Source organism: uncultured Lacinutrix sp. (assembly GCF_947500605.1).
In the GTDB taxonomy this organism is placed as follows: Bacteria; Bacteroidota; Bacteroidia; order Flavobacteriales; family Flavobacteriaceae; genus Lacinutrix.
In genome coordinates, this window is the sequence record NZ_CANMSJ010000004.1 from 63,782 (window position 1) to 84,270 (window position 20,489).

Sequence of the window (20,489 nt, forward strand, 5' to 3'; positions counted from 1 at the left end):
TCTCGATACAATTCCGATAAAAAAACGGAATCACTCGAAGTGACGTTTAGTTTCAATTTATGAGATTCCTGCGTTCGCAGGAATTTTACATGTGTTTTACCTCGTCTGGTAAATCGTAAAATGTTGGATGACGATATACTTTATCGTGAGCTGGCTCAAACATTTCGCCATTATTCTCAGGATTTGATGCTGTGATATTTTTAGATTCTACAACCCAAATACTAACACCTTCGCTTCTTCTTGTGTACACATCGCGTGCATTTTCTAAAGCCATATCTTCATCTGCAGCGTGTAAACTTCCGCAGTGGCGATGTTCTAATCCGTTTTTACTTCTTACAAAGACTTCCCAAAGTGGCCAGTTTTTTTTATCAGACATAATTTATATGTGTTTTTTCATCTTGTTCCCGATACAAAATTGCAAAAGAGCAATTTCACTCGAACTGACAATGAAATTTAAATTGCTTGTTTTTGTTTTCTTTCTTGTTTCTTCTCTGCGTAAGCCATAGCTGCATCACGAACCCATTCTCCTTCTTCCCATGCACCAACTCGTGCTTTCATGCGTTCCTTATTCATTGGTCCATGACCTTTTACTACTTGCCAGAACTCGTCCCAATTGATTTCTCCGAAATCGTAACTTTGACGCTCTTCGTTCCATTTTAAATCTGCATCTGGAATTGTCAACCCAATTAATTCGGCTTGAGGCACTGTTTGATCTATAAATTGCTGACGTAAATCGTCGTTAGACTTACGTTTTAATTTCCATTTCATAGATTGTTCGGTATGTATAGACTCTGCATCTGTAGGACCTAACATCATTAAACTTGGCCACCACCAACGGTTTAAAGCATCTTGAGCTAATTCTTTTTGCTCAGGAGTTCCGTTAGCTAGCTTTATCATGATTTCGTAACCTTGACGCTGATGAAAACTTTCTTCTTTACAAACACGAACCATTGCTCGTGCATATGGTCCATAAGATGTATTACATAATGGTACTTGGTTTATAATTGCTGCACCATCAACTAACCAACCTACGGCTCCCATATCTGCCCAAGTTACTGTTGGGTAGTTAAATATTGAAGAATATTTTGCTTTTCCAGAGTGTAGTTGCTCGTACAATTCTTCGCGAGAAACACCTAAGGTTTCACAAGCAGAATATAAATACAATCCATGTCCAGCTTCGTCTTGTACTTTTGCTAATAAAGCAACTTTACGACGTAATGAAGGCGCTCTTGTAATCCAGTTTCCTTCTGGAAGCATTCCTACAATTTCGGAATGTGCGTGTTGCGACATTTGCCTAATATGCGTTTTGCGATATTTTTCTGGCATCCAATCTTTTGGTTCTATTTTCTCGTCTCTTGCAATACGTGCTTCGAATTGCGTTTCTAGATTTTTTATTTGCTCTTCACTCATATTATTAAGCTTTTAGCTTCTGGCTTTTAGCCTTTAGCGTGTTGAACTTCTTTTTTTTTAGCTTATGGCTGTTGGCCTTTAGCTGTTGGCGCGTTAAGGATTGTAGCGACATCCTTTTTTATTTTTCTTAAAAAAGATATAGCGAAAAGCCTGACCCTTTAGGGTAACGCCATTATTTTAAACATCAAAGTCTACTACGACTTTGTCTGTTGTTGGTACTGCTTGACAGCTTAACACCAGATTTTGTGAGACTTCCTTATCGCTTAATGCGTAATTTACTTTCATTTCGACTGCGCCTTCTTTGACTTCGCATTTGCAGGTGCTACAAACTCCACCTTTGCATGCGAATGGCAAATCTGCTCCTGCTCCCAAGGCTGCGTCTAGAATGTTGTCGTAGTCTTTGGTCATGGTGAAAGAGAATTCTTTTCCGCCATCTACAATAGTTACCTCGACACCTTCTACATTTTGTTTTGCTAGACGTTCTGCTCTTTTAATATCTTCGTCTGAAAGTCCGGTTACAAACAGCTCGAAATGCACTAATTCTTTTGGCAATCCTGCATTTATTAGATACTCGCTTACGTAGTTTACCATTTTTTCTGGACCACAAAGAAAAACTTCGTTAGTATCTGGAATATCGATAAACGTTTTTGTTAGCACTTGCATTTTCTCATCGTCGAATCTGCCATTAAACAACTCGATATCTCTACGTTCTTTAGTTAAGAAATAATAGATTTCTAGTCTGCCGAAAAATGTATTACGCAGTTGTTCTAGTTCTTCTTTAAAGATAATAGATTTTGCTGTTTTATTTACATAAAACAGTTTACAAGTTGCATTTGGCTCTGCAGTTAAGTGTGCCTTTATCATTGAAAGTACTGGTGTTACACCACTTCCTGCTGCAAAAAACAAGTAATTTTTAGTTTGTTCTGGTTGCACTGGAACTCCGAAGTTTCCACTTGGAGCCATTACTTCTAGTTCGTCTCCTGCTTTTAAACTTTCGTTTACGTAGGTTGAGAACTTACCTCCTGGAATTAGCTTTACAGCGACTTTCCATTTTTTATCTGTTGGACTTGAACAAAGTGAATAGGAACGACGAACATCTTCTCCATTAATGTCTGCTTTTAGTGTTAAATGCTGACCTTGACGGAAAATGAATTCGTTTTCAAGTTCTGTAGGAACGTGAAAATCTATAACAGAAGTATCTTCTGTGTCCTTGTATATATCCTTGATTTTAAGCTTGTAAAATTGAGCCATAGTTATACTTAATATAAAAACTAACACTTGTTAGTCTACTCAACAAAGCTACAAAATTATTTTATAACTTTTTGTTAATTCCTTTAACGAGGACTTCACTTAGGTTATTAGCTAAATCGTTTGCGTTAAGTTCTTCTTTTTTGGGAATCCAAAGAAATAGCGACCTTAAAGTGGAAAGCATTGTAAACATTATAATTTCTGGATTAACTGGTTTTATTTCGGAAGACGAAATGCCTTCGTTTATAATTTTTATAAAAGTTGCTTCGTAGTTGTTTCTTAATGCTAAATAATGATCTAATTGCCCTTCTAGATGCATCCAATCGTTATTTAAAGATGCCATTTCGTTTGTGCTATTGGTTGTTATTTTTACGTGAAGTGCAATAACTTGACTTAACTTATCGAGGCTATTATTATTTGAATTATAAATAACCTCTATGCCTTTTGTAAATTCTTCGGCTATAGAAATAATGATAATTTTTAATATTTCTTGTTTAGAATTTATGTGATTATATAAGCTTGCAGCCTTCATTCCCATTGCTGTTGCCAAATCTCGCATTGTTACTGCACTGTAGCCTTTCTCTTTAAAAAGTTTGGCAGCAGTTTTTATAATTTCGTCTTTTCGTGTTTCTGTTTTCAATGCGACTTGCTTTTATTTGTTGTAAATTTATACAAAAAGAAAGACTATGGGATTTTTAGATTTTATTTTTGGCGCAAAAAAACGTCAAGTAGAAACTTATTTAGAAAATGGAGCTGTAATATTAGATGTGAGAACGCAGCGCGAATGGGACAATGGACATATTGAAGGTTCTAAACATATTCCTTTGCAAGATTTACATAATAGAGTAAACGAAGTAAAAGCTTTTAAAAAACCTGTGATTACCTGCTGCCAAAGTGGTGTTCGCTCGGCAAAAGCTGCTAAATTTTTAAACTTAAATAATATTGAAGCTACAAATGGTGGTGGATGGGCAGGACTAAAAAAAAAGTTATAGCTTAAAACCTAAAAATTCCTCTAAACTAGTTATTGGGTTTTCGTTGTGTTTTAACGTCCAACCCAATGAGTTAGTTAGAATATAAAACTTAGACAATTCACTAATTAGTCTGTTTTTGGCATTAGATTTTAATTCTGAAGCTTCAATTTTCTTTAGTAATTGTTTATTTACAGTTTCCTTTATTCCATTATAATCTTTGGCTTCGAACGGATTTAAAAAGTCTGCCTGAATATCGTAATATTCAAAATCTGGACTAATTTTTATTTCTTCTTTTGGAATACTTAAGATGGTGAGTGTTTTCGTTTTTTCGTCTATTTTATATTCAATCTTACTTAAATCGTAAGCAATAGTAACATCTGCATTAACAACAACTAATGCTTTTTTTTCTGCTGATATTAAATTCGAAAACAAATCTTTAGAGTTGTTATAATTGAATACTTGACTAAAATGACCTTCTGTAACAACAAGCTTACCAACGTTTTTTAGCGATTCTTGGATTAATGCAGAATTCTCTTTTAAAGTTACTTTTTCATTTTGCTGATCATCACAGTATTTAAAAGTAAAAAGAATTACTAAAGTTACTAAGACTCCGAATAGAATTTTTCTCATAGAACTAAGGTAATTAAAAATAGAGCATAAAAAAAACACCAATTACATTAAGAGATTGACTTAATAAAGTAATTGATGTTTTAGCAAGTTGATGATTAATAGCACGTGAATTTAATTTTAAATTAATAGGTTCAATTATTTTTTCGTTAAAACGAAATGTAAAAACGTTAAAAACATAAATTGTAGTCCTTATACTACTACTTAGCTCTAATTGAGGTGTTTAAAGCAAGCGTAATTTCCTACGTTTAAAATTTCAAATACTTAATTGTTGATTGTATTTTCAATTTCTTTTTTTCAAGTTGCTGAAGAAACTTTTGATGCGCTTCGGAATTCTCATTGAATGGTTTATGCTTAAGTCCTTTTTGAACAACATCTACATCTCCCATTGCTTTAAGTGCATCTGAAGCTATCCAAACGTGTTGAAACTTTTGCCAAATATATTCTACGGCAGTCTCATTAGGATGTAACATGTCTCTTTTATAAAAACGATAATCACGAAGTTCGTCCAACATTATCTCGAAAGAAGGAAAATAAGATACTTGGCTATTTGTTACTTGATGAATAGCAGAAATTAAATGCGACTTACTAAGTGTATTCTCTACAAAACCATCTTTTATATGCCTTACAGGTGATACTGTAAATACAATAGATGCGTTTTTATTTACAGATTGAATAGCCTCAATAATAGATTGTAAACTTTGCTTTATTTCTTCTATAGAAAGTAAGATTTTACTAAACTCTTTTTGAGGTACTTTATGACAATTAGCAACTATTTTATCGCTTTCAACTAATTTATAAACCCAAGATGTACCAAGTGTAATTATAATATGTGTTGATTCTAATATTTGCTGATTTGTTAATTGAATTTGAGTATTTAAATCGGATAGTATTTTTTCTTTTGAAACATTACTATGTTGTGAATGCGCATCGAAACAATGCCATTGTTCATTATGAAAAAAGACATCGCTTTCTACATATTCCTTTTGCTGAATAGCTCTTAAAACTAAATTCTCTATCGCTTTAGGATGAAATAATATTCCGAAAGGATTAGAGATACTTTGAAATTTGAAATACTCGAATTTGTTGCCAATATTTTCTGAAAAACACGAACCAAAAAGCAACAGCTTAGCATTATAATCGATAAGACTATGCTCTTGCTTTTTGAGTTTTATATGTGTTTGTAGTTTCATTTAATTAGCGACTCTCTGTTTATGAAAAACTTGATATGGGTATATTTCATAATAAGAATTAGCCTCGATTATAGTTGACTGTTTATTGTTTTTTGCTTCTTCAAAAAGCGTATTTGCCTCTTCTTTTTTATTCAACCTTTGTAGGCATTTCGCTTTGTAAAACATGGCATCAGCAAAGTTTGCATACACTTTTAAAGACATATTAAAACTCTCTATTGCTTCGTTAAAATTACCTAATTCGTAATCGGCAACTCCTAAATAAAACCAATCTAAAAAATGACAAGCCTCTTCTGGAGCATCTTTTGGAAAATCATTAAACTGTTGCTCTTTGCTTTTTACTAAGAACGCTTTAGCTTTTTTAAATTTATTTAATTGAAGATAATTTAAAGCAATATAAAAATTATAAGTATGATCCATAACATACGAATCTCCAAATCGCTCTTTGTACTCCATAAATTCGGTAATAGATTCTTTGTATTCTTTCGAGAAAATGCATTTCATAAACGCACTATAATCTAAATATTTTTCTGGATCGTGAAATGCTGCTTTCTTTAAAAATGGTTTACCCAAATTATATTTACGCGCCTTATAAAGAAACATCGATTTTTGTTGCCATAAGTATGCTGAATCTGGCTTTATCACTAATAAAGAATCTAGGTAGTCTTGATATCCGCTTTCGCTTATTCCAAAATTAACATCGTTAATCGTTAATACATGCTCCGGTTTTTTATTATTTTTATTACCACATGATGAAACTATTAAAAACACACTAATTAATAACAAGGTTAATTTCTGTTTATTCTTTATCATTAATTTAAAATTTAAGCCTAAATAGTTTTTCGGGAAATTTTCTTTTTCTTTTTATATAATTTCTTCATTAATTTTTGAGAATCATATAATATTTGCTCGTAACTGCCAAGATTATTGTTTTCGTTAAAAACTTTTAATTGTTTTTTAGTTTGAACATCTAAAACCCCAGTTTCAACAACTTTATATCCCAAAAAAATAAGCTGAAACTGAATCTTCTTTACCGTTTTTTGAGTTGGATTAATTAATGTTTTACGCCATAAAGTTTCTCCATTTAATGAAGATACACAATACATATATTGCTCGCCTTTTTTAGGATTCTTAGGCAAATTTAATTCTTGGGCATTAATAGAAAATGACACCATAAAGGTTAGCAATAGCAAAAACGCTTTCATATTTTATCTATTAATTTAAATAATTTTCAGCTTCACTTAAAGCTTTTTCTATTCCAGCAGGATTCTTACCTCCCGCAGTTGCAAAGAAAGGTTGTCCACCTCCACCGCCTTGGATATATTTACCTAGTTCTCTAACTACAGTTCCAGCATTTAAACCTTTGTTTGCCACTAGTTCTTTAGAAATGTAGCAAGATAATAATGCTTTTCCGTTTTGTTCTGTGGCAAAAAGTAAGAATACATTATTTTGATTCTGACCTAAATCGAAACAAACATCTTTAATTCCGCCAGCATCTAAATCTAGTTTTTTAGCTAAAAACTGAATGCCGTTAATTTCGGTTAATTCATTCTTTAAGTCACCAACAATGTTTTTTGCTTTATCCTTTAATAAGCCTTCAATTTGTTTTTTTAAGTCGGTATTCTCACCTTGAAGCTTAACCAAAGCATCTTTAGGATCCTTTGCATTATTAAGAAGTGATTTCATTTCAGAAAACACTTTACTATTTTCGGTATAATAATCTTTAACAGCATCGCTAGTTATAGCTTCAATTCTTCTAATACCAGAAGCTACTGCACCTTCGCTAGTTATTTTAAAATGCCAAATATCACTTGTATTTTTAACATGTGTTCCACCACACAATTCTATAGATTGCCCAAAACGAATAGTACGCACTGCATCTCCATATTTCTCACCAAATAAAGCCATTGCTCCATCTGCAATTGCCTTATCCATTGGTACATTTCTATTTTCTTCTAATGGTAATTTACCTTCGATTCTACGGTTTACAAAATTCTCTACTTCTTGTAATTGCTCTGCAGTTACTTTAGAAAAATGAGAAAAATCGAAACGCAAATACTTTGAATGTACAGCACTACCTTTTTGCTCAACGTGAGTTCCTAAAACCTCGCGTAAACCTTGATGTAATAAATGGGTTGCTGTATGATTACACTCTGTTCTGTAACGTTGTTTAGTATCTACAACGGCTTTAAACGTTTCATTTATATGCTTAGGTAAGTTTTTTGCAAAATGAATAATCACATTATTTTCTCTCTTAGTATCTAAAATATAAACAACATCTCCATGCTCATCTTCCAAATAACCTTTATCACCAACTTGCCCTCCACCTTCAGCATAAAATGGTGTTAAGCTAAATACTAATTGATACATTTCACCATCCTTTTTAGAGGTTACTTTTCTATATCTTGTAATTTTAACATTAGCCTCTAAAGCATCGTAACCAATAAATTCTTGCTCTGCATCATCTATTAAAGTAGTCCAATCGTCAGATTTTAAAGCAGACGATTCTCTACCTCTACTTTTCTGCTTTTCTAATTGTGCATTAAATTCGTTTACATTATAAGTGTATCCTTTTTCACGTAGGATTAAATCAGTTAAATCTTCAGGAAAACCATAAGTATCTTTTAATTCAAAAACTTTAGCTCCTAAAACCTCTTTCCCTTTTGTTGTTTCTACAATACGATCTAATAACAATAAACCTTGATCTAATGTTCTTAAAAACGAAGTTTCCTCCTCTTTAATAACGTTTTCAATAAGCTGTTTCTGTAGTTTTAATTCTGGAAAAGCTTCTCCCATTCTACTACTTAACACCTCTACTAACCTATAAATAAATGGCTCTTTTTTATCTAAAAAAGTAAAGCCATAACGTACAGCACGACGTAAAATTCTACGTATTACATAACCAGCTCCTGTATTACTAGGCAATTGCCCATCTGCAATCGAGAATGCAACTGCACGAACATGATCACTAATAACACGAATAGCAATATCTGTTTTTTCGTCTTTATTATATTCTTTATCTGTAATAGTTTCTATTTCACGAATAATTGGTGTAAAAACATCAGTATCGTAATTAGATTTTACATCCTGCATTACCATACATAAACGCTCGAATCCCATTCCTGTATCAATATGCTTGTTTGGTAAGTTTTCAAGAGATCCATTAGCTTTACGGTTATACTCCATAAATACTAAGTTCCATATCTCTACAACTTGAGGATGATCCATATTTACAAGATCTTTACCATCAACTTTAGCTTTTTCTTCTGGAGTACGAATATCTACATGGATTTCGCTACAAGGTCCGCAAGGCCCTTGCTCTCCCATTTCCCAGAAGTTATCTTTTTTGTTTCCTTTTAATATGCGATCTTCACCTATATATTGTTTCCAAATATCGTAAGCTTCGGTATCCATATCGAGGTTATCGTTATCATCGCTACCTTCAAAAACAGTAACGTATAAAATATCTTTATCTATTTTATAAACTTCGGTTAACAACTCCCAAGCCCACGCTATTGCTTCTTTTTTAAAATAATCTCCAAAAGACCAATTCCCTAACATTTCGAATAAAGTATGGTGGTACGTATCGTAACCAACTTCTTCTAAATCGTTATGTTTTCCAGATACACGTAAACATTTTTGACTATCTGTTAATCGTGTGTTTTTAGGCTCTCCATTTCCTAAAAAATATTCTTTAAATGGTACCATTCCAGCGTTAACAAACATTAACGTTGGGTCATCCTTTAAAACCATTGGTGCAGATTGCACAATGCTATGTTTCTTATTTTCGAAAAAATTTAAAAATGTAGAGCGAATATCTTGAGATTTCATCTGTTTATTTATTATTTTATTGTCAATTAAAGCTTATCAAACCTCATTTTTTAGTTATCACTAAACTTTTGATATGATGTGCTTTATATACTATTGTTAATAATCTTACTTTAACTAATTACTAACGTTAGAAAACAATTTATATATTTGTTTTGCGTTTGTAAATAATGTTGCTTGATTTTGAGCTTCATTTCATTGCAAAAATAGTATAATTTACATAATGAGTAAGGTAAAATATTATTATGATTCTGATACCTTGTCGTATCGCAAAATTACACGTAAAAAACGTCGTACTTTTAAGTACTTACTAGCTTTTTTATTTTCTTCAGCTTTATTAGCATTTTTCTTTGTCTTTTTAGGAAGTCAGTTTTTTGAATCTCCAAACGAGAAGGCATTAAAACGCGAATTAAGTAACATGCAATTACAGTTCGATTTACTGAACAAAAAAATGGCTGAAGCCGAAGCTGTACTTGCTAATGTAGAAGACAGAGACAATAATATATACCGCTTATATTTTGAAGCAAATCCTATTCCAGAAGAACAGCGTAAAGCCGGTTTTGGAGGTGTAAATAGGTATAAAGCACTTGAAGGTTTTGATAATTCTAAGCTAATAAAAGAGAGTAATAAACGTATAGATATCCTTCAAAAAAGGATAGTTGTACAATCTAAATCTTTAGATGAAATTGCTGTTTTAGCTGAAGAAAAAGAAAAATTCCTAGCTACTATTCCAGCAATTCAACCTGTTAACAATGAAGATTTAACACGAATGGCCTCTGGTTACGGTATGCGTACAGACCCATTTAACAAAACCCGAAAAATGCATTGGGGAATGGACTTTACCGCACCTAGAGGAACGCCTATTTATGCCGCAGGTGATGGCGTAGTGGAACGTGCAGATAGCAATAGCTCTGGATATGGAAACCATATTAGAATAGACCATGGTTATGGTTACGTTTCTTTATATGCCCACATGTACAAATACAATGTTGGTAAAAACCAAAAGGTAAAACGTGGAGATTTAATAGGCTTTGTAGGAAGTACTGGCCGCTCTGAAGCACCACATTTACACTACGAAATCTTTAAAGATGGAGAACGTATTAATCCCATAAATTTCTATTACGGTAGTTTAACTGCTGAAGAATATAGCAAACTGTTAGACCGTTCTTCTATAGAAAACCAATCTTTAGATTAATGCTAATAGACCTTCCAGAAAAACGATATTACGCTATTGGCGAAGTCGCTAAAGCTTTTGGTGTCAACACCTCATTAATTAGGTTTTGGGAAAAAGAATTTGAAGCTCTAAAGCCTAAGAAAAATGCAAAAGGCAATCGTAAATTTACTCCAGAAGATGTAAAAAATCTTCAATTTATTTATCATTTAGTAAAAGAACGAGGCTTTACTTTAGAAGGCGCAAAAGTTCATATTAAAGAAGAAAAGCAGAAAAGTCTTACTAATTTTGAAATTATTAGTAAATTAGAAGGCGTTAAAGCACAACTTATAAAACTTAAAAATGAATTATAAACAACTACCAGAAGACTCAACTAAAAAACCGAATACTATGAAAAAATGGCTTATACCTGTAATTGTTATTGGACTAATAATTTTCGCAGTCTTTAAATGGGGAATAGGAATTAATAACGAGATTATTGAAAAAGAAGGTTTAGCGAAAGCACAATGGGCTAACGTTGAGAGTTCTTACCAAAGAAGATCGGATTTAATACCAAATCTTGTTTCAACTGTAAAAGGCTATGCAAACCACGAAAGAGAAACTTTAGAAGCTGTTATAAAAGCAAGAGCTGAAGCAACCAAACCAACAATAAACATTGACCAAAGTGCACTTACTCCAGAAAACATGGCTAAGTTTCAACAAGCACAACAAGGGCTTAGTGGTGCTTTATCTAGATTATTAGTTTCTGTAGAACGATACCCAGAACTAAAAGCAGACCGTAGCTTTTTAGAATTGCAAAGTCAATTAGAAAGCACAGAGAATAGAATAAACGTAGAACGTAATAGATTTAACGATTTAGCAGGAGCATACAATATCTTTATTGCTAAATTTCCAACAAGCTTTGTCGCTAATTACATTAATAAAGGTGCGTTATCTTTATTTAAATCTGCACCAGGAAGTGAAAATGCACCAAAAGTAGAATTTTAAACTATGCAAGATTCTGTTGAAGCATTTTTAACGACTATCGAAGAACAAGAAATTGTCGCAGCCATTAGAGAGGCCGAGCAGCAAACTTCGGGAGAGATTAGAGTACATATTGAGAACACTTCTAAAGCCGATATAGAAACGCGAGCTTTAGAAGTGTTTTCTATTTTAAAAATGCAAAATACAGAGCTACATAATGCTGTACTAATATATATTGCTGTAAAAGATAAAGCTTTTGCTATTTATGGAGACAGAGGTATTAATGCAGTAGTACCAGATTCTTTTTGGGACGACACAAAAAACACAATACAAAACCATCTTAAAAGCGGAAATAATAAACAAGCTTTAGTAGATGGTATTTTACTTGCTGGACAGCAATTAAAAGAATATTTCCCTATTTCTAAAAACGATAGAAATGAATTAAGTAATACCATTTCTAAAGGATGAGATTAAATAGGCAGTATTCAACAAATAGTAAGTACTACTTACTCCAATTAAAAAAAACTTCATTTGTATTATTAATAATTGGCTTATTATTAAGTAGTCAATTTTCATTTTCTCAATATAAAATTCCAGAAAAACCAAGTAAAGCTAATGGCGGACAAACTAGTGTTTACGATTATGCTGGACTACTTTCTTCTTCTCAAAAAAGAACTTTAGAACATAAGCTTATAAAATATTCTGACACTACCTCAACTCAAATAGTAGTTGCTATTATTGCATCTACAAATGGAGAATACATTAATTATTTAGGTGCACAATGGGCACAAAACTGGGGCATTGGAGATAAAGACAAAGACAATGGTATTTTTATACTATTAGCGAAAAACGATAGAAAAATAGGTATAAGTACTGGTTACGGCACAGAGCATTTAATGACGGATGCTATATCCCGACGTATTATTGAACGCGACATTATTCCTTACTTTAAACAGAACGATTATTTTGGCGGACTTAACCGTGGTGCAGATGCTATTTTTGAAGTCATGCAAGGCGAATACAAAGGTTCGAGACAAAGCGATGGTGGTGAGTTCCCATTTGGCGTTGCCTTATTTTTATTTATAGTCTTTATTATCATACTAATATCAATTTCTAAAAACCGACGCGGTGGAAATGGTACTGATAATTTTGGAGGTGGAAGTAATACTACTCGAGACATCCTTGAAGCTATTATACTTAGTAATTCTGGTCGTGGAGGCTACAGAAGCGGCTCTGGAGGTTTTGGAGGCGGTTTTGGTGGCGGAAGCTCTTCTGGCGGTGGCGGTTTTGGAGGTGGCTTCGGTGGAGGTGGCTTTGGAGGCGGTGGTGCTTCAGGAGGATGGTAAACACTATCTTTAGTTTTCTTAAAATGAAAAAACTCTGTATTACTACCTGTTTGCTATTAGTTGTTTCGTGCAATAATGATACATCAAAAACGTCCATTTCTGATGCTGTAGTTCAAGATTACAACGACTTATTCACAGCTACTGAAGAACAAAAACTTTCAGAAAAAATAATAAATTACGAAAAACTAACTACCAACCAAATTTGTATCTACACTATAGATTCTATTCCTAATAATGAGAAAATTCTCTATCACGCTACTAATTTAGCACAGAAGCTTGGTGTTGGAATAAAAGAAAAGGATAATGGATTATTAATCTTGATTTCATATTACGATAGAGACATGGCAATTGCTACTGGTTATGGAGTTGAAAAAGTAATTACAGATTCAATTGCTAAAACAATTATTAAACAAACTATTGTGCCAAGGTTTAAAGACAGCCTCTATTTTGAAGGTGTAACCATTGGTTTAGATTCTATTATTAGTAAGTGGAAATAAATTAATTTTCTTTGGCTTTATAGCACCAAATCTTTTTTTCATTATCATAATTCCATACTACATTCTCCTTAGTAGAAGTATTTACTACTCTATATTCTATACGTGTATTTTTAATATAATAATCAGCACATTTAAGACTATAACAGTCTTCTAATGGTTTAGAGTTTCCATAAGCTGAAATTAGTAACTGCCTAGTATTTGCACCTTCTGTATCTAAATAGCTGAATAAAGCTTTTCCATTTTGAATGGATCTTAATTGATTTATAGAATCTGATCTATTAGAATAATAATGAGAGAGGAGCTCAACAGTAAATCCTTTTTTAAGGATTTTAACGAGTTTCTTTTTTATAACCTTCCTGTCCTTTTCACTAAAAACACCTTTACTAAGGTTTTGTATTTCTAACGGACTCCCTTCATTAACCACATCACAATCAATCTTTTTCCATTCTAGCAATTTACTATTATTGTCACGACACCTTACATAACATTCTCCTGCTTTAGGATTACTAGGCATGTTTTGAGAAAAACCTATGTATGTAAAACATAGCGACAATAAAAGTATATAAAATTTCATGTATGTAATTTAGTCAAAAAAGTACATACCATTATCTTTAGATTCTCCTTTAGATCCTAAGCTATTAAATTTCCAACTAAAACTTAGCATAAAGTACTGCTCTAACACTGTACTTTGCGAATCTTGAATATAATCTTGAGTAGCTACACGTCTAGCATTGGTGTTTTGATTTAATAAATCGTACACTTTTAATGTTACCGCTCCTTGATCTTTTAATACAGAATATGCTAAAGTAGAATTCCAGAACCATGCCGTTTTTTGAAAACCCTCTGCGATATTCGGGTTATAATTAAAGCTAATATCGTTTCTCCATTCTAGCTTTTTAGGTAAAAAAGTAGCCGTTCTAATTCCTGCATCATGACTTGTAAAGTTTCTATCTTCGAAAGTCTCGATATCATATTTATTGTTAGTAAATGTAATTCTGTAGTATGGTTTAAATTCTAAAACTTTATCCCAAATAAAATCAACACCAATATTTGGTGTAACTGAAGTTACATTACTCGCATACTGCACATCATTATTAAAGTTTATATTTTTCGATAAATTAGTCCAAGCACCTGCTTTAAATTTTATTTTTCTAATAGAATCTAACTTAAAATCTTTACTATAACGACCATATAATCCTACATTATAGTTACCATCTACATTTTCGTAAGTAGTAATTCTTTTTAATGTTTCTGCATCTACTGTCGTTTTAGAGATTACTTGATTATTTGTTATTTCTGCATTGGCATTTACATACAAACCTGTTTTCTTTTGCCAATCGAAACCATTATAACCAATATATACGCTATGGCTCTTTGCAGGCTCTAAATTTGAATTACCTACAATTGTATTTAATGGATTAGAAACATCTGTAAATGCTTGCAATTGTCTTAATGCTGGCGGATCATTACTTAATCTATAGTTCGCATAAATTGAAGATTTCGGACTGAAACGATAGTTTACATAAGAGCTAATTTGCATGTTATTAAAATCGCGTTCTACATTAAACTCGGGTCTTAATAAATCTTGATTTTTAAGAGTACGCATGTTATAACTTAACTTAAAACGACTTGAAAACTTCTCACCTCTATAACTTAAAGCAACTCCAGGAATACTTCTAGAATCGGTATATTCGAAATCGGTACTTAATTCTGTATTGAAATCTGAATACTCTTGAGACGTAGTATTAAAATCGTATGTACTTTCTCTATTTTCGTCTTTATCACGTGCATATTCATATTCAAAATTCAAGAATAACTTCTTATCAACCAATGGTAGTCTATAGGTTAACTCCGCGTTTAAACCATTACTATTTTTTTCGCCATCTGTAAATTGATTTCTATTAATAGTTTCTGGACTAGTACCAAATATTTCGGTATTAGAACTAAGAAAATCGTCGCTCTCATTTTTGTTAATACTATTCTCTAATTCAAAACGTAAAAATGCTCCTTTACTTCCAAAACGTTTAGTTACACTTAACTCGTTAGAAAAATCTCTTCCAACACTTTCTACATTTGAGTTAACAGCAGATTGATTGGTAAGCACTCTATCCTCGTCTAAAGTCTTATCACTACTATTATATAATGTTCTACTCTTAGAATAGTTAAATGACGGTGCTATATTAATTTGAAAAGTTGAATCTGTTTCAATTTCAAAATCTAGGTTTGCTGTGTGACTATCTGTATCATTATCTGAATTTGATGATGAATTTGTAAAGAATCGAGAGTCAGACAAAATCGTTTCACGTTGAGAAGAAGATTCGTTTACAGAGTTACTAGAAGAGTAAAAATAATCTCCAGACACTTCTGTTTTCTCACCTATTTTATCGGCATAATTTAAACCAGTGTTTTGAGAAGTAGTAATACCAGCTCCTCCTCCAAAAGATCGTCCTCCAATTGAAAAAGAACCATTACTATTCCATGAAGTACTTCCTCCACGACCAAACATTTTAGAAATCTCTCCAAAACTAAATCCTGGTGAGTTGGTGTTATTACCACCAGCCAATACACTAATACGTTGGTCGTTGTCAAATATATTAACCATACCTGCAAACTCATAGCGTTCATCTGTTCCTCCTCCAGCAGAAACTCTACCAAACACACCTTTATTATTCTCCTCTTTTATAGTAAGGTTTATTGTTTTATTTTCCTTGTCTCCAGCTTCACCTGAAAAAGCTTCTGCTTTAGTTTTAGTATCTACAATTTGAATTTTTTCAATAATATCTTTAGTTAAATTCTTAGTTGTAATTGATGGATCGTTTCCAAAGAAAGGCTTCCCGTTTACTAAAATTTTATTGACTTCTTTACCGTTTACTTTTATCTTACCTTCTTCATCTATCTCGACACCTGGTAATTCTTTTAGTAAATCTTCTACATTTGCATCTTTTTTAGTTTTAAAAGACTTAACATTAAATTCTAAAGTATCTTTTTTAATAGTAACAGGAGCGGTAGATTTTAATACAATTTCATCTAAAGCATTAGAAATTTCTAAAGCTATTGTACCAATATCCTGTGCTTCTTTGTCCATTTTAATTTTCTTAGAATAGGATTTATAACCTATGTAAGACACAAAAAAGTTTAAATATTCATCTGAAGTTGATTCTTCCAATGTAAACATTCCGTCTTTATCCGAAATAGTATAAGTTACTAGAGAGCTATCTTTAACACGTTGTAAAAAAACTGTAGCGGCTTCCATTGGATATTGATCCTCTGCATCAACTAATTTACCTGTAACTTTAAAATCTTTAGATTGAGAGAATGAGAATGACACACATAAAAGTGTTGCAAAAAATAATAGTTTGCGCATGATTGGGTTGGTTTAGTGATTGATGGTTATTTTAAGCGTAAAATAAAAAACGAAAGTAATATAGTTATAGTATGAAAATCTTAAAGAAATTATAAAGTTTCAATCTATTATGTTATTTATTAGGTAAATGTTAAAATCACTAACTCTCTAACATCTAATTTTATTACTTGTAATTCTTACTTTCTTTATACAAAAAAAAAATGAAGCTTCTATTTAACTATTAAATAGAAGCTTCATTATAATTTATTATTTATATTCTTAATTTTTATCTAGAATATAAACTCAACACACTTTTTAAGTGCTTATTTTTTACGCATGTATACACTTACCGGCACACCTTTAAAATCAAATAAATCACGTAATTTATTCTCTAAGAAACGCTTATAAGGATCACGAACATACTGTGGTAAATTACAAAAGAATGCAAACTGAGGTTGCGCTGTTGGCAACTGCATAATGTATTTAATTTTCACAAATTTACCTTTGTAAGCTGGCGGTGGATAATTTTCTATTATTGGTAAGAACGTATCGTTTAAAACACTTGTTTTAATTTTCTTAGTTCTGTTTTTATAAACCTCTACAGCAGTTTCAATTGCTTTATAAATACGTTGTTTTGTTAGAGCTGAAATAAATACAATTGGCACATCTGTAAATGGTTCGCACTGCTTACGTATGTGCTTTTCGAATGCATTAGTGGTTTTATGGTCTTTCTCTACTAAATCCCACTTATTTACTAATATTACAATACCTTTTCTATTTTTTTGAGCTAACCAAAAGATGTTTTGCACTTGACCATCAAAACCTCTATTAGCATCTACAACTATTAAACAAACATCTGCATGTTCTATAGCACGCACACTTCGCATTACAGAATAGAATTCTAAATCTTCTTTTACTTTAGATTTTTTTCTAATTCCAGCAGTATCAACTAAATTAAAATCGAAACCAAAACGGTTGTATTTAGTATCTATAGAATCTCTTGTTGTACCTGCTATATCTGTAACAATGTATCTATCTTCTCCAATTAAAGCATTAATAAAAGAAGATTTTCCTGCATTAGGACGACCAACTACTGCAAATCTTGGTAATTCGTCTTTTTCTTCTTCTTGTTCTTTTTCTGGAAGCGCTTCAACTAAAGCATCTAATAGATCTCCAGTTCCACTACCATTAATACTTGCAACTGTAAAATAATTTCCTAAACCTAAACTGTAGAATTCTACAGCATCTTCGGCACGTTTTCCATTATCTACTTTATTAACAACTAAAAAAACAGGTTTTGTAACTTTACGTAATAGCTTAGCAACATCCTCATCCATTCCAGTAATTCCATCTTCAACATCTACCATAAATATAATGGCATCTGCTTCGTCGATAGCTAATTCTACTTGCTTATCGATTTCTGCTTCGAAAATATCATCACTTCCTTTTACATAACCTCCTGTGTCTATTAATGAAAATTCCTTTCCATTCCAATCACTCTTTCCATAATGACGATCTCTTGTAACACCACTTACGGCATCTACAATCGCCTCACGACGTTGTATTAAACGGTTAAAAAATGTTGATTTTCCAACGTTTGGTCTTCCTACAATTGCTACTATATTACTCATATTTTTCGTTTTAGTCTGCATTACATATCCTGTAAGCGCCTGCAAAGGTAGTGTTTAGTTATAGAAAAAAATGTAAATTGAATTTTTAAAACATTAAAAATGTCATTATCTAACGAAATAATTTTAAGACCGCGTTTTAAACATGAGGTTAACGAGGATAACGAGGCGCTTTTAAGTCTTTTTGAAAACTCTAAAACAACACAAAAAGATTTTATAGTTTCTAGGGTGGATGATCATGTGTTTATTAGAATCCCTAAAGAAAAACAGCACTTTTGGTCACCTCAACTACATTTGGAGATTAATAAAAATGAAGATAAAAAGACCAGCACTATTCATGGTTTATTTGGTCCGAATCCAACAATATGGACCCTTTTTATGTTTCTTCACTTTATAGTTATCTGCTTATTTATTGGTTTTACAACTTGGGCTTATGCAAATTGGTCTTTACAAAACAGTTATTCTATTCAACTAACGCTAGCCTTTTTTATGGTTATTATTTGGTTTACACTTTACTTTAGCGGACGATTAGGAAAAGCTAAAGGCAATGCCGAAATGCATTTATTAAATAATTTTATGAATAGCGTATTAAAAAAGCCTTAGTAAAAACTAAGGCCTTTGTGCAATCTATATGTTATGCATTACTATTGCTGATTTTCGTAGAATGTAACTGTACCACTATCTTCATTAGACACAATTAATAAGTCTTTTCCATTAGGACTATCTTCTGCAGGAACAACCAGCAAGCCTTCTGGCGCTTCGTCTCCACTATGAGATAAAATTGCTAAAAAAGTTGGAGCGGTTGGATTTGTTATATCATAAACCATAACTTGATCTGTACGCTCTAAACCTACAAAAAGAATATAACGTTGGTCTCCTATATTTAAAACATCTACACTTTCTGGCTCAGCACCTTTATCATCACTTCTACCATCTTCATCATTAAATTGATTTGGAGTTAATGCTAATGTTTCTGTTGCTATACTATTACCACTATCGTAAGCCAATGTTCCGTTAGCATTCCAAATACTAAACGAACGCGCACCATAGCTATAAATCTCTTCTAAATCACCATCGTTATCAGTATCACCTAACGCTGTTGTAACTTTTAATCTTCCTAAGTTTTCATCATTTAAATATTCTAACGAAGCTGGAAAAATAGTTTCATCTAAAGTTAAATCTTTAAGCCTTTCCTCTTCACTAAAGCCATCGTAATCTCTAGAATCGCCTTCGTTTGCAGAAATCACATATTCTGTTCCTCCAATATTTACATAAACAATAGCATCTGGTTGGTACATTCCTTTTACAGGCCAGTTTTTAAGCTCAGTCACCAAATCTTTATCACTAGCATCTAAAGAGTTTTGCGCTAAACTATAATCTTTAAAACCTAATGGGTAAATAGCCTCTATCGTTTTAGTTAATAGATTTATTTTTGCAATTCCATTATTCTCCTGTAAAGTTACCCAAGCGTTTTGAGAATCGTCTGAAATAGCAATATACTCTGGCTCAACATCTGTTGCTAAGTTTGCATTTGGTCCAAAAACTCTAAAGCCTTGAGCTTCTAAAGAAGCTTCTTGTCCGTTAAATGCTGAGAAATCTAAAGTTGTAACAGAATCATCATTAATATCTATAATACTAACAGTTCCCATAGGATCTACCGTATAATCATCATTAGGCTCTCCTTCATTCGCCGATAAAATAATATTACCATTATTAGAAAACGTAACCATATCTGGAAGCGCACCAACAGTATATTGATTAATTAAAGATGCATCTGAAGTATTATAAACTAAAATTTTACCTGGATTTTGCTTAACATCAGCCTCTATTGCAACAGCTAGTTTTCCATTAGAAACTGCTACACTATTAGGGGCACCGTAAGCATTTAAATTTATTGAAGCTTCCTGTACAGGTGTATCTAAATCTGAAATATTATAAATAGAAATCTCATTAGATTCACTATTGGTAACAAATAACTTTTTTGTTAAAGCATCGAATGCAGAAATCTCTGCCGAAGCTTCACCTCCAACATTTATTGTTGTTTTGTACTGAAAATTAACTTCTGTATTTAAGTTATTGTTTAGACTTACAACATTGTCGTCATCATCTTGACAAGCAAAAGTAAATAGCGCTAGACACGCAATAGTAGTTTGTTTTAAAAATTTCATTATTTGGTTTGTTAATTAGCAACAAAAATGAAACTCCAACGTAAACTAAACGTCAAGCCAAAATAAAGAAATGATTAGTATTTAATAAAAATCTAGGTT

Annotated in this window: 21 protein-coding genes; 8 read left to right on the top strand and 13 right to left on the bottom strand. The window is 32.2% G+C overall.

Translation table 11 applies throughout. The features are described 5' to 3' along the window. Window positions 1-85: 85 nt before the first annotated feature. The 4 genes from paaB to Q0935_RS07400 form a co-directional block, all read right to left on the bottom strand. Window positions 86-376: a 1,2-phenylacetyl-CoA epoxidase subunit PaaB gene (paaB, locus tag Q0935_RS07385; RefSeq protein WP_055435018.1), complete on the bottom strand. Its 291-nt coding sequence runs from the start codon at window positions 374-376 to the stop codon at window positions 86-88. A 77-nt stretch (window positions 377-453) separates the two neighbouring features. Next, window positions 454-1,410, bottom strand: a complete 957-nt coding sequence (gene paaA / locus Q0935_RS07390) for a 1,2-phenylacetyl-CoA epoxidase subunit PaaA (RefSeq protein WP_299251046.1) — start codon at window positions 1,408-1,410, stop codon at window positions 454-456. A 177-nt stretch (window positions 1,411-1,587) separates the two neighbouring features. Further along, window positions 1,588-2,661, bottom strand: a complete 1,074-nt coding sequence (locus tag Q0935_RS07395; protein WP_299384008.1) for a 2Fe-2S iron-sulfur cluster-binding protein — start codon at window positions 2,659-2,661, stop codon at window positions 1,588-1,590. A gap of 61 nt (window positions 2,662-2,722) precedes the next feature. Beyond that, a complete protein-coding gene (locus tag Q0935_RS07400) occupies window positions 2,723-3,298 on the bottom strand; it encodes a TetR/AcrR family transcriptional regulator (RefSeq protein WP_299384011.1) in 576 nt (191 codons plus the stop codon). Window positions 3,299-3,344: 46 nt separating this feature from the next. Here Q0935_RS07400 and Q0935_RS07405 point away from each other — a divergent pair, with 46 nt between their 5' ends. Next, window positions 3,345-3,650, top strand: a complete 306-nt coding sequence (locus Q0935_RS07405; RefSeq protein WP_299384014.1) for a rhodanese-like domain-containing protein — start codon at window positions 3,345-3,347, stop codon at window positions 3,648-3,650. Here Q0935_RS07405 and Q0935_RS07410 read toward each other — a convergent pair. The 5 genes from Q0935_RS07410 to alaS form a co-directional block, all read right to left on the bottom strand. After that, on the bottom strand, window positions 3,645-4,259 hold the full coding sequence (locus Q0935_RS07410) for a DUF4230 domain-containing protein (protein WP_299384017.1): 615 nt from the start codon (window positions 4,257-4,259) through the stop codon (window positions 3,645-3,647). The genes Q0935_RS07405 and Q0935_RS07410 overlap by 6 nt on opposite strands. A gap of 245 nt (window positions 4,260-4,504) precedes the next feature. Beyond that, window positions 4,505-5,449 (bottom strand): GSCFA domain-containing protein, encoded by a 945-nt coding sequence (locus Q0935_RS07415; protein WP_299384020.1) that lies wholly within the window; start codon window positions 5,447-5,449, stop codon window positions 4,505-4,507. Further along, window positions 5,450-6,259, bottom strand: coding sequence for a tetratricopeptide repeat protein (locus Q0935_RS07420; RefSeq protein WP_299384023.1), 810 nt, complete (start codon window positions 6,257-6,259; stop codon window positions 5,450-5,452). Window positions 6,260-6,276: 17 nt separating this feature from the next. Further along, complete coding sequence (locus tag Q0935_RS07425) at window positions 6,277-6,651, bottom strand: hypothetical protein (protein WP_299384026.1); 375 nt, start codon at window positions 6,649-6,651, stop codon at window positions 6,277-6,279. A 10-nt stretch (window positions 6,652-6,661) separates the two neighbouring features. Then, on the bottom strand, window positions 6,662-9,277 hold the full coding sequence (gene alaS / locus Q0935_RS07430; RefSeq protein ID WP_299384028.1) for an alanine--tRNA ligase: 2,616 nt from the start codon (window positions 9,275-9,277) through the stop codon (window positions 6,662-6,664). A 220-nt stretch (window positions 9,278-9,497) separates the two neighbouring features. On the opposite strand from alaS, the gene Q0935_RS07435 reads away from it, so the two are divergent. Genes Q0935_RS07435 through Q0935_RS07460 form a run of 6 tightly spaced genes read left to right on the top strand, consistent with a single transcriptional unit; the run spans window position 9,498 to window position 13,251 of the window. After that, window positions 9,498-10,469, top strand: a complete 972-nt coding sequence (locus Q0935_RS07435) for a M23 family metallopeptidase (RefSeq protein ID WP_299384031.1) — start codon at window positions 9,498-9,500, stop codon at window positions 10,467-10,469. Beyond that, window positions 10,469-10,798: a MerR family transcriptional regulator gene (locus Q0935_RS07440; protein WP_055435009.1), complete on the top strand. Its 330-nt coding sequence runs from the start codon at window positions 10,469-10,471 to the stop codon at window positions 10,796-10,798. Before Q0935_RS07435 ends, Q0935_RS07440 begins: the two co-directional genes overlap by 1 nt. 37 nt (window positions 10,799-10,835) lie before the next feature. Beyond that, on the top strand, window positions 10,836-11,432 hold the full coding sequence (locus Q0935_RS07445) for a LemA family protein (protein WP_055435077.1): 597 nt from the start codon (window positions 10,836-10,838) through the stop codon (window positions 11,430-11,432). Between the two features lie 3 nt (window positions 11,433-11,435). Next, window positions 11,436-11,876 carry a TPM domain-containing protein gene (locus tag Q0935_RS07450; RefSeq protein ID WP_299384034.1) on the top strand — a complete coding sequence of 147 codons (441 nt, stop codon included), beginning with the start codon at window positions 11,436-11,438 and terminating at the stop codon, window positions 11,874-11,876. Continuing rightward, on the top strand, window positions 11,873-12,754 hold the full coding sequence (locus tag Q0935_RS07455; protein WP_299384037.1) for a YgcG family protein: 882 nt from the start codon (window positions 11,873-11,875) through the stop codon (window positions 12,752-12,754). Before Q0935_RS07450 ends, Q0935_RS07455 begins: the two co-directional genes overlap by 4 nt. Before the next feature lie 23 nt (window positions 12,755-12,777). Continuing rightward, entirely contained in the window at window positions 12,778-13,251 is a 474-nt protein-coding gene (locus Q0935_RS07460; RefSeq protein WP_299384039.1) for a YgcG family protein, read from the top strand. A 1-nt stretch (window position 13,252) separates the two neighbouring features. On the opposite strand, the gene Q0935_RS07465 is transcribed toward Q0935_RS07460, so the two are convergent. The 3 genes from Q0935_RS07465 to der all read right to left on the bottom strand — a co-directional run bounded on the left by Q0935_RS07465 (window position 13,253) and on the right by der (window position 18,225). Further along, a complete protein-coding gene (locus Q0935_RS07465; protein WP_299384042.1) occupies window positions 13,253-13,825 on the bottom strand; it encodes a hypothetical protein in 573 nt (190 codons plus the stop codon). A gap of 9 nt (window positions 13,826-13,834) precedes the next feature. Then, the gene (locus tag Q0935_RS07470; RefSeq protein WP_299384045.1) at window positions 13,835-16,615 is read right to left on the bottom strand and encodes an outer membrane beta-barrel protein; all 2,781 of its coding nucleotides are present in this window, start codon (window positions 16,613-16,615) and stop codon (window positions 13,835-13,837) included. Between the two features lie 302 nt (window positions 16,616-16,917). Then, window positions 16,918-18,225 (bottom strand): ribosome biogenesis GTPase Der, encoded by a 1,308-nt coding sequence (gene der, locus Q0935_RS07475; protein WP_299251018.1) that lies wholly within the window; start codon window positions 18,223-18,225, stop codon window positions 16,918-16,920. A 99-nt stretch (window positions 18,226-18,324) separates the two neighbouring features. Between der and Q0935_RS07480 the strand changes: the two genes are divergently transcribed. Further along, window positions 18,325-18,825: a GTP-binding protein gene (locus Q0935_RS07480; protein ID WP_299251016.1), complete on the top strand. Its 501-nt coding sequence runs from the start codon at window positions 18,325-18,327 to the stop codon at window positions 18,823-18,825. A 41-nt stretch (window positions 18,826-18,866) separates the two neighbouring features. On the opposite strand, the gene Q0935_RS07485 is transcribed toward Q0935_RS07480, so the two are convergent. Then, on the bottom strand, window positions 18,867-20,390 hold the full coding sequence (locus Q0935_RS07485; RefSeq protein WP_299384049.1) for a choice-of-anchor I family protein: 1,524 nt from the start codon (window positions 20,388-20,390) through the stop codon (window positions 18,867-18,869). Window positions 20,391-20,489 lie beyond the last annotated feature (99 nt).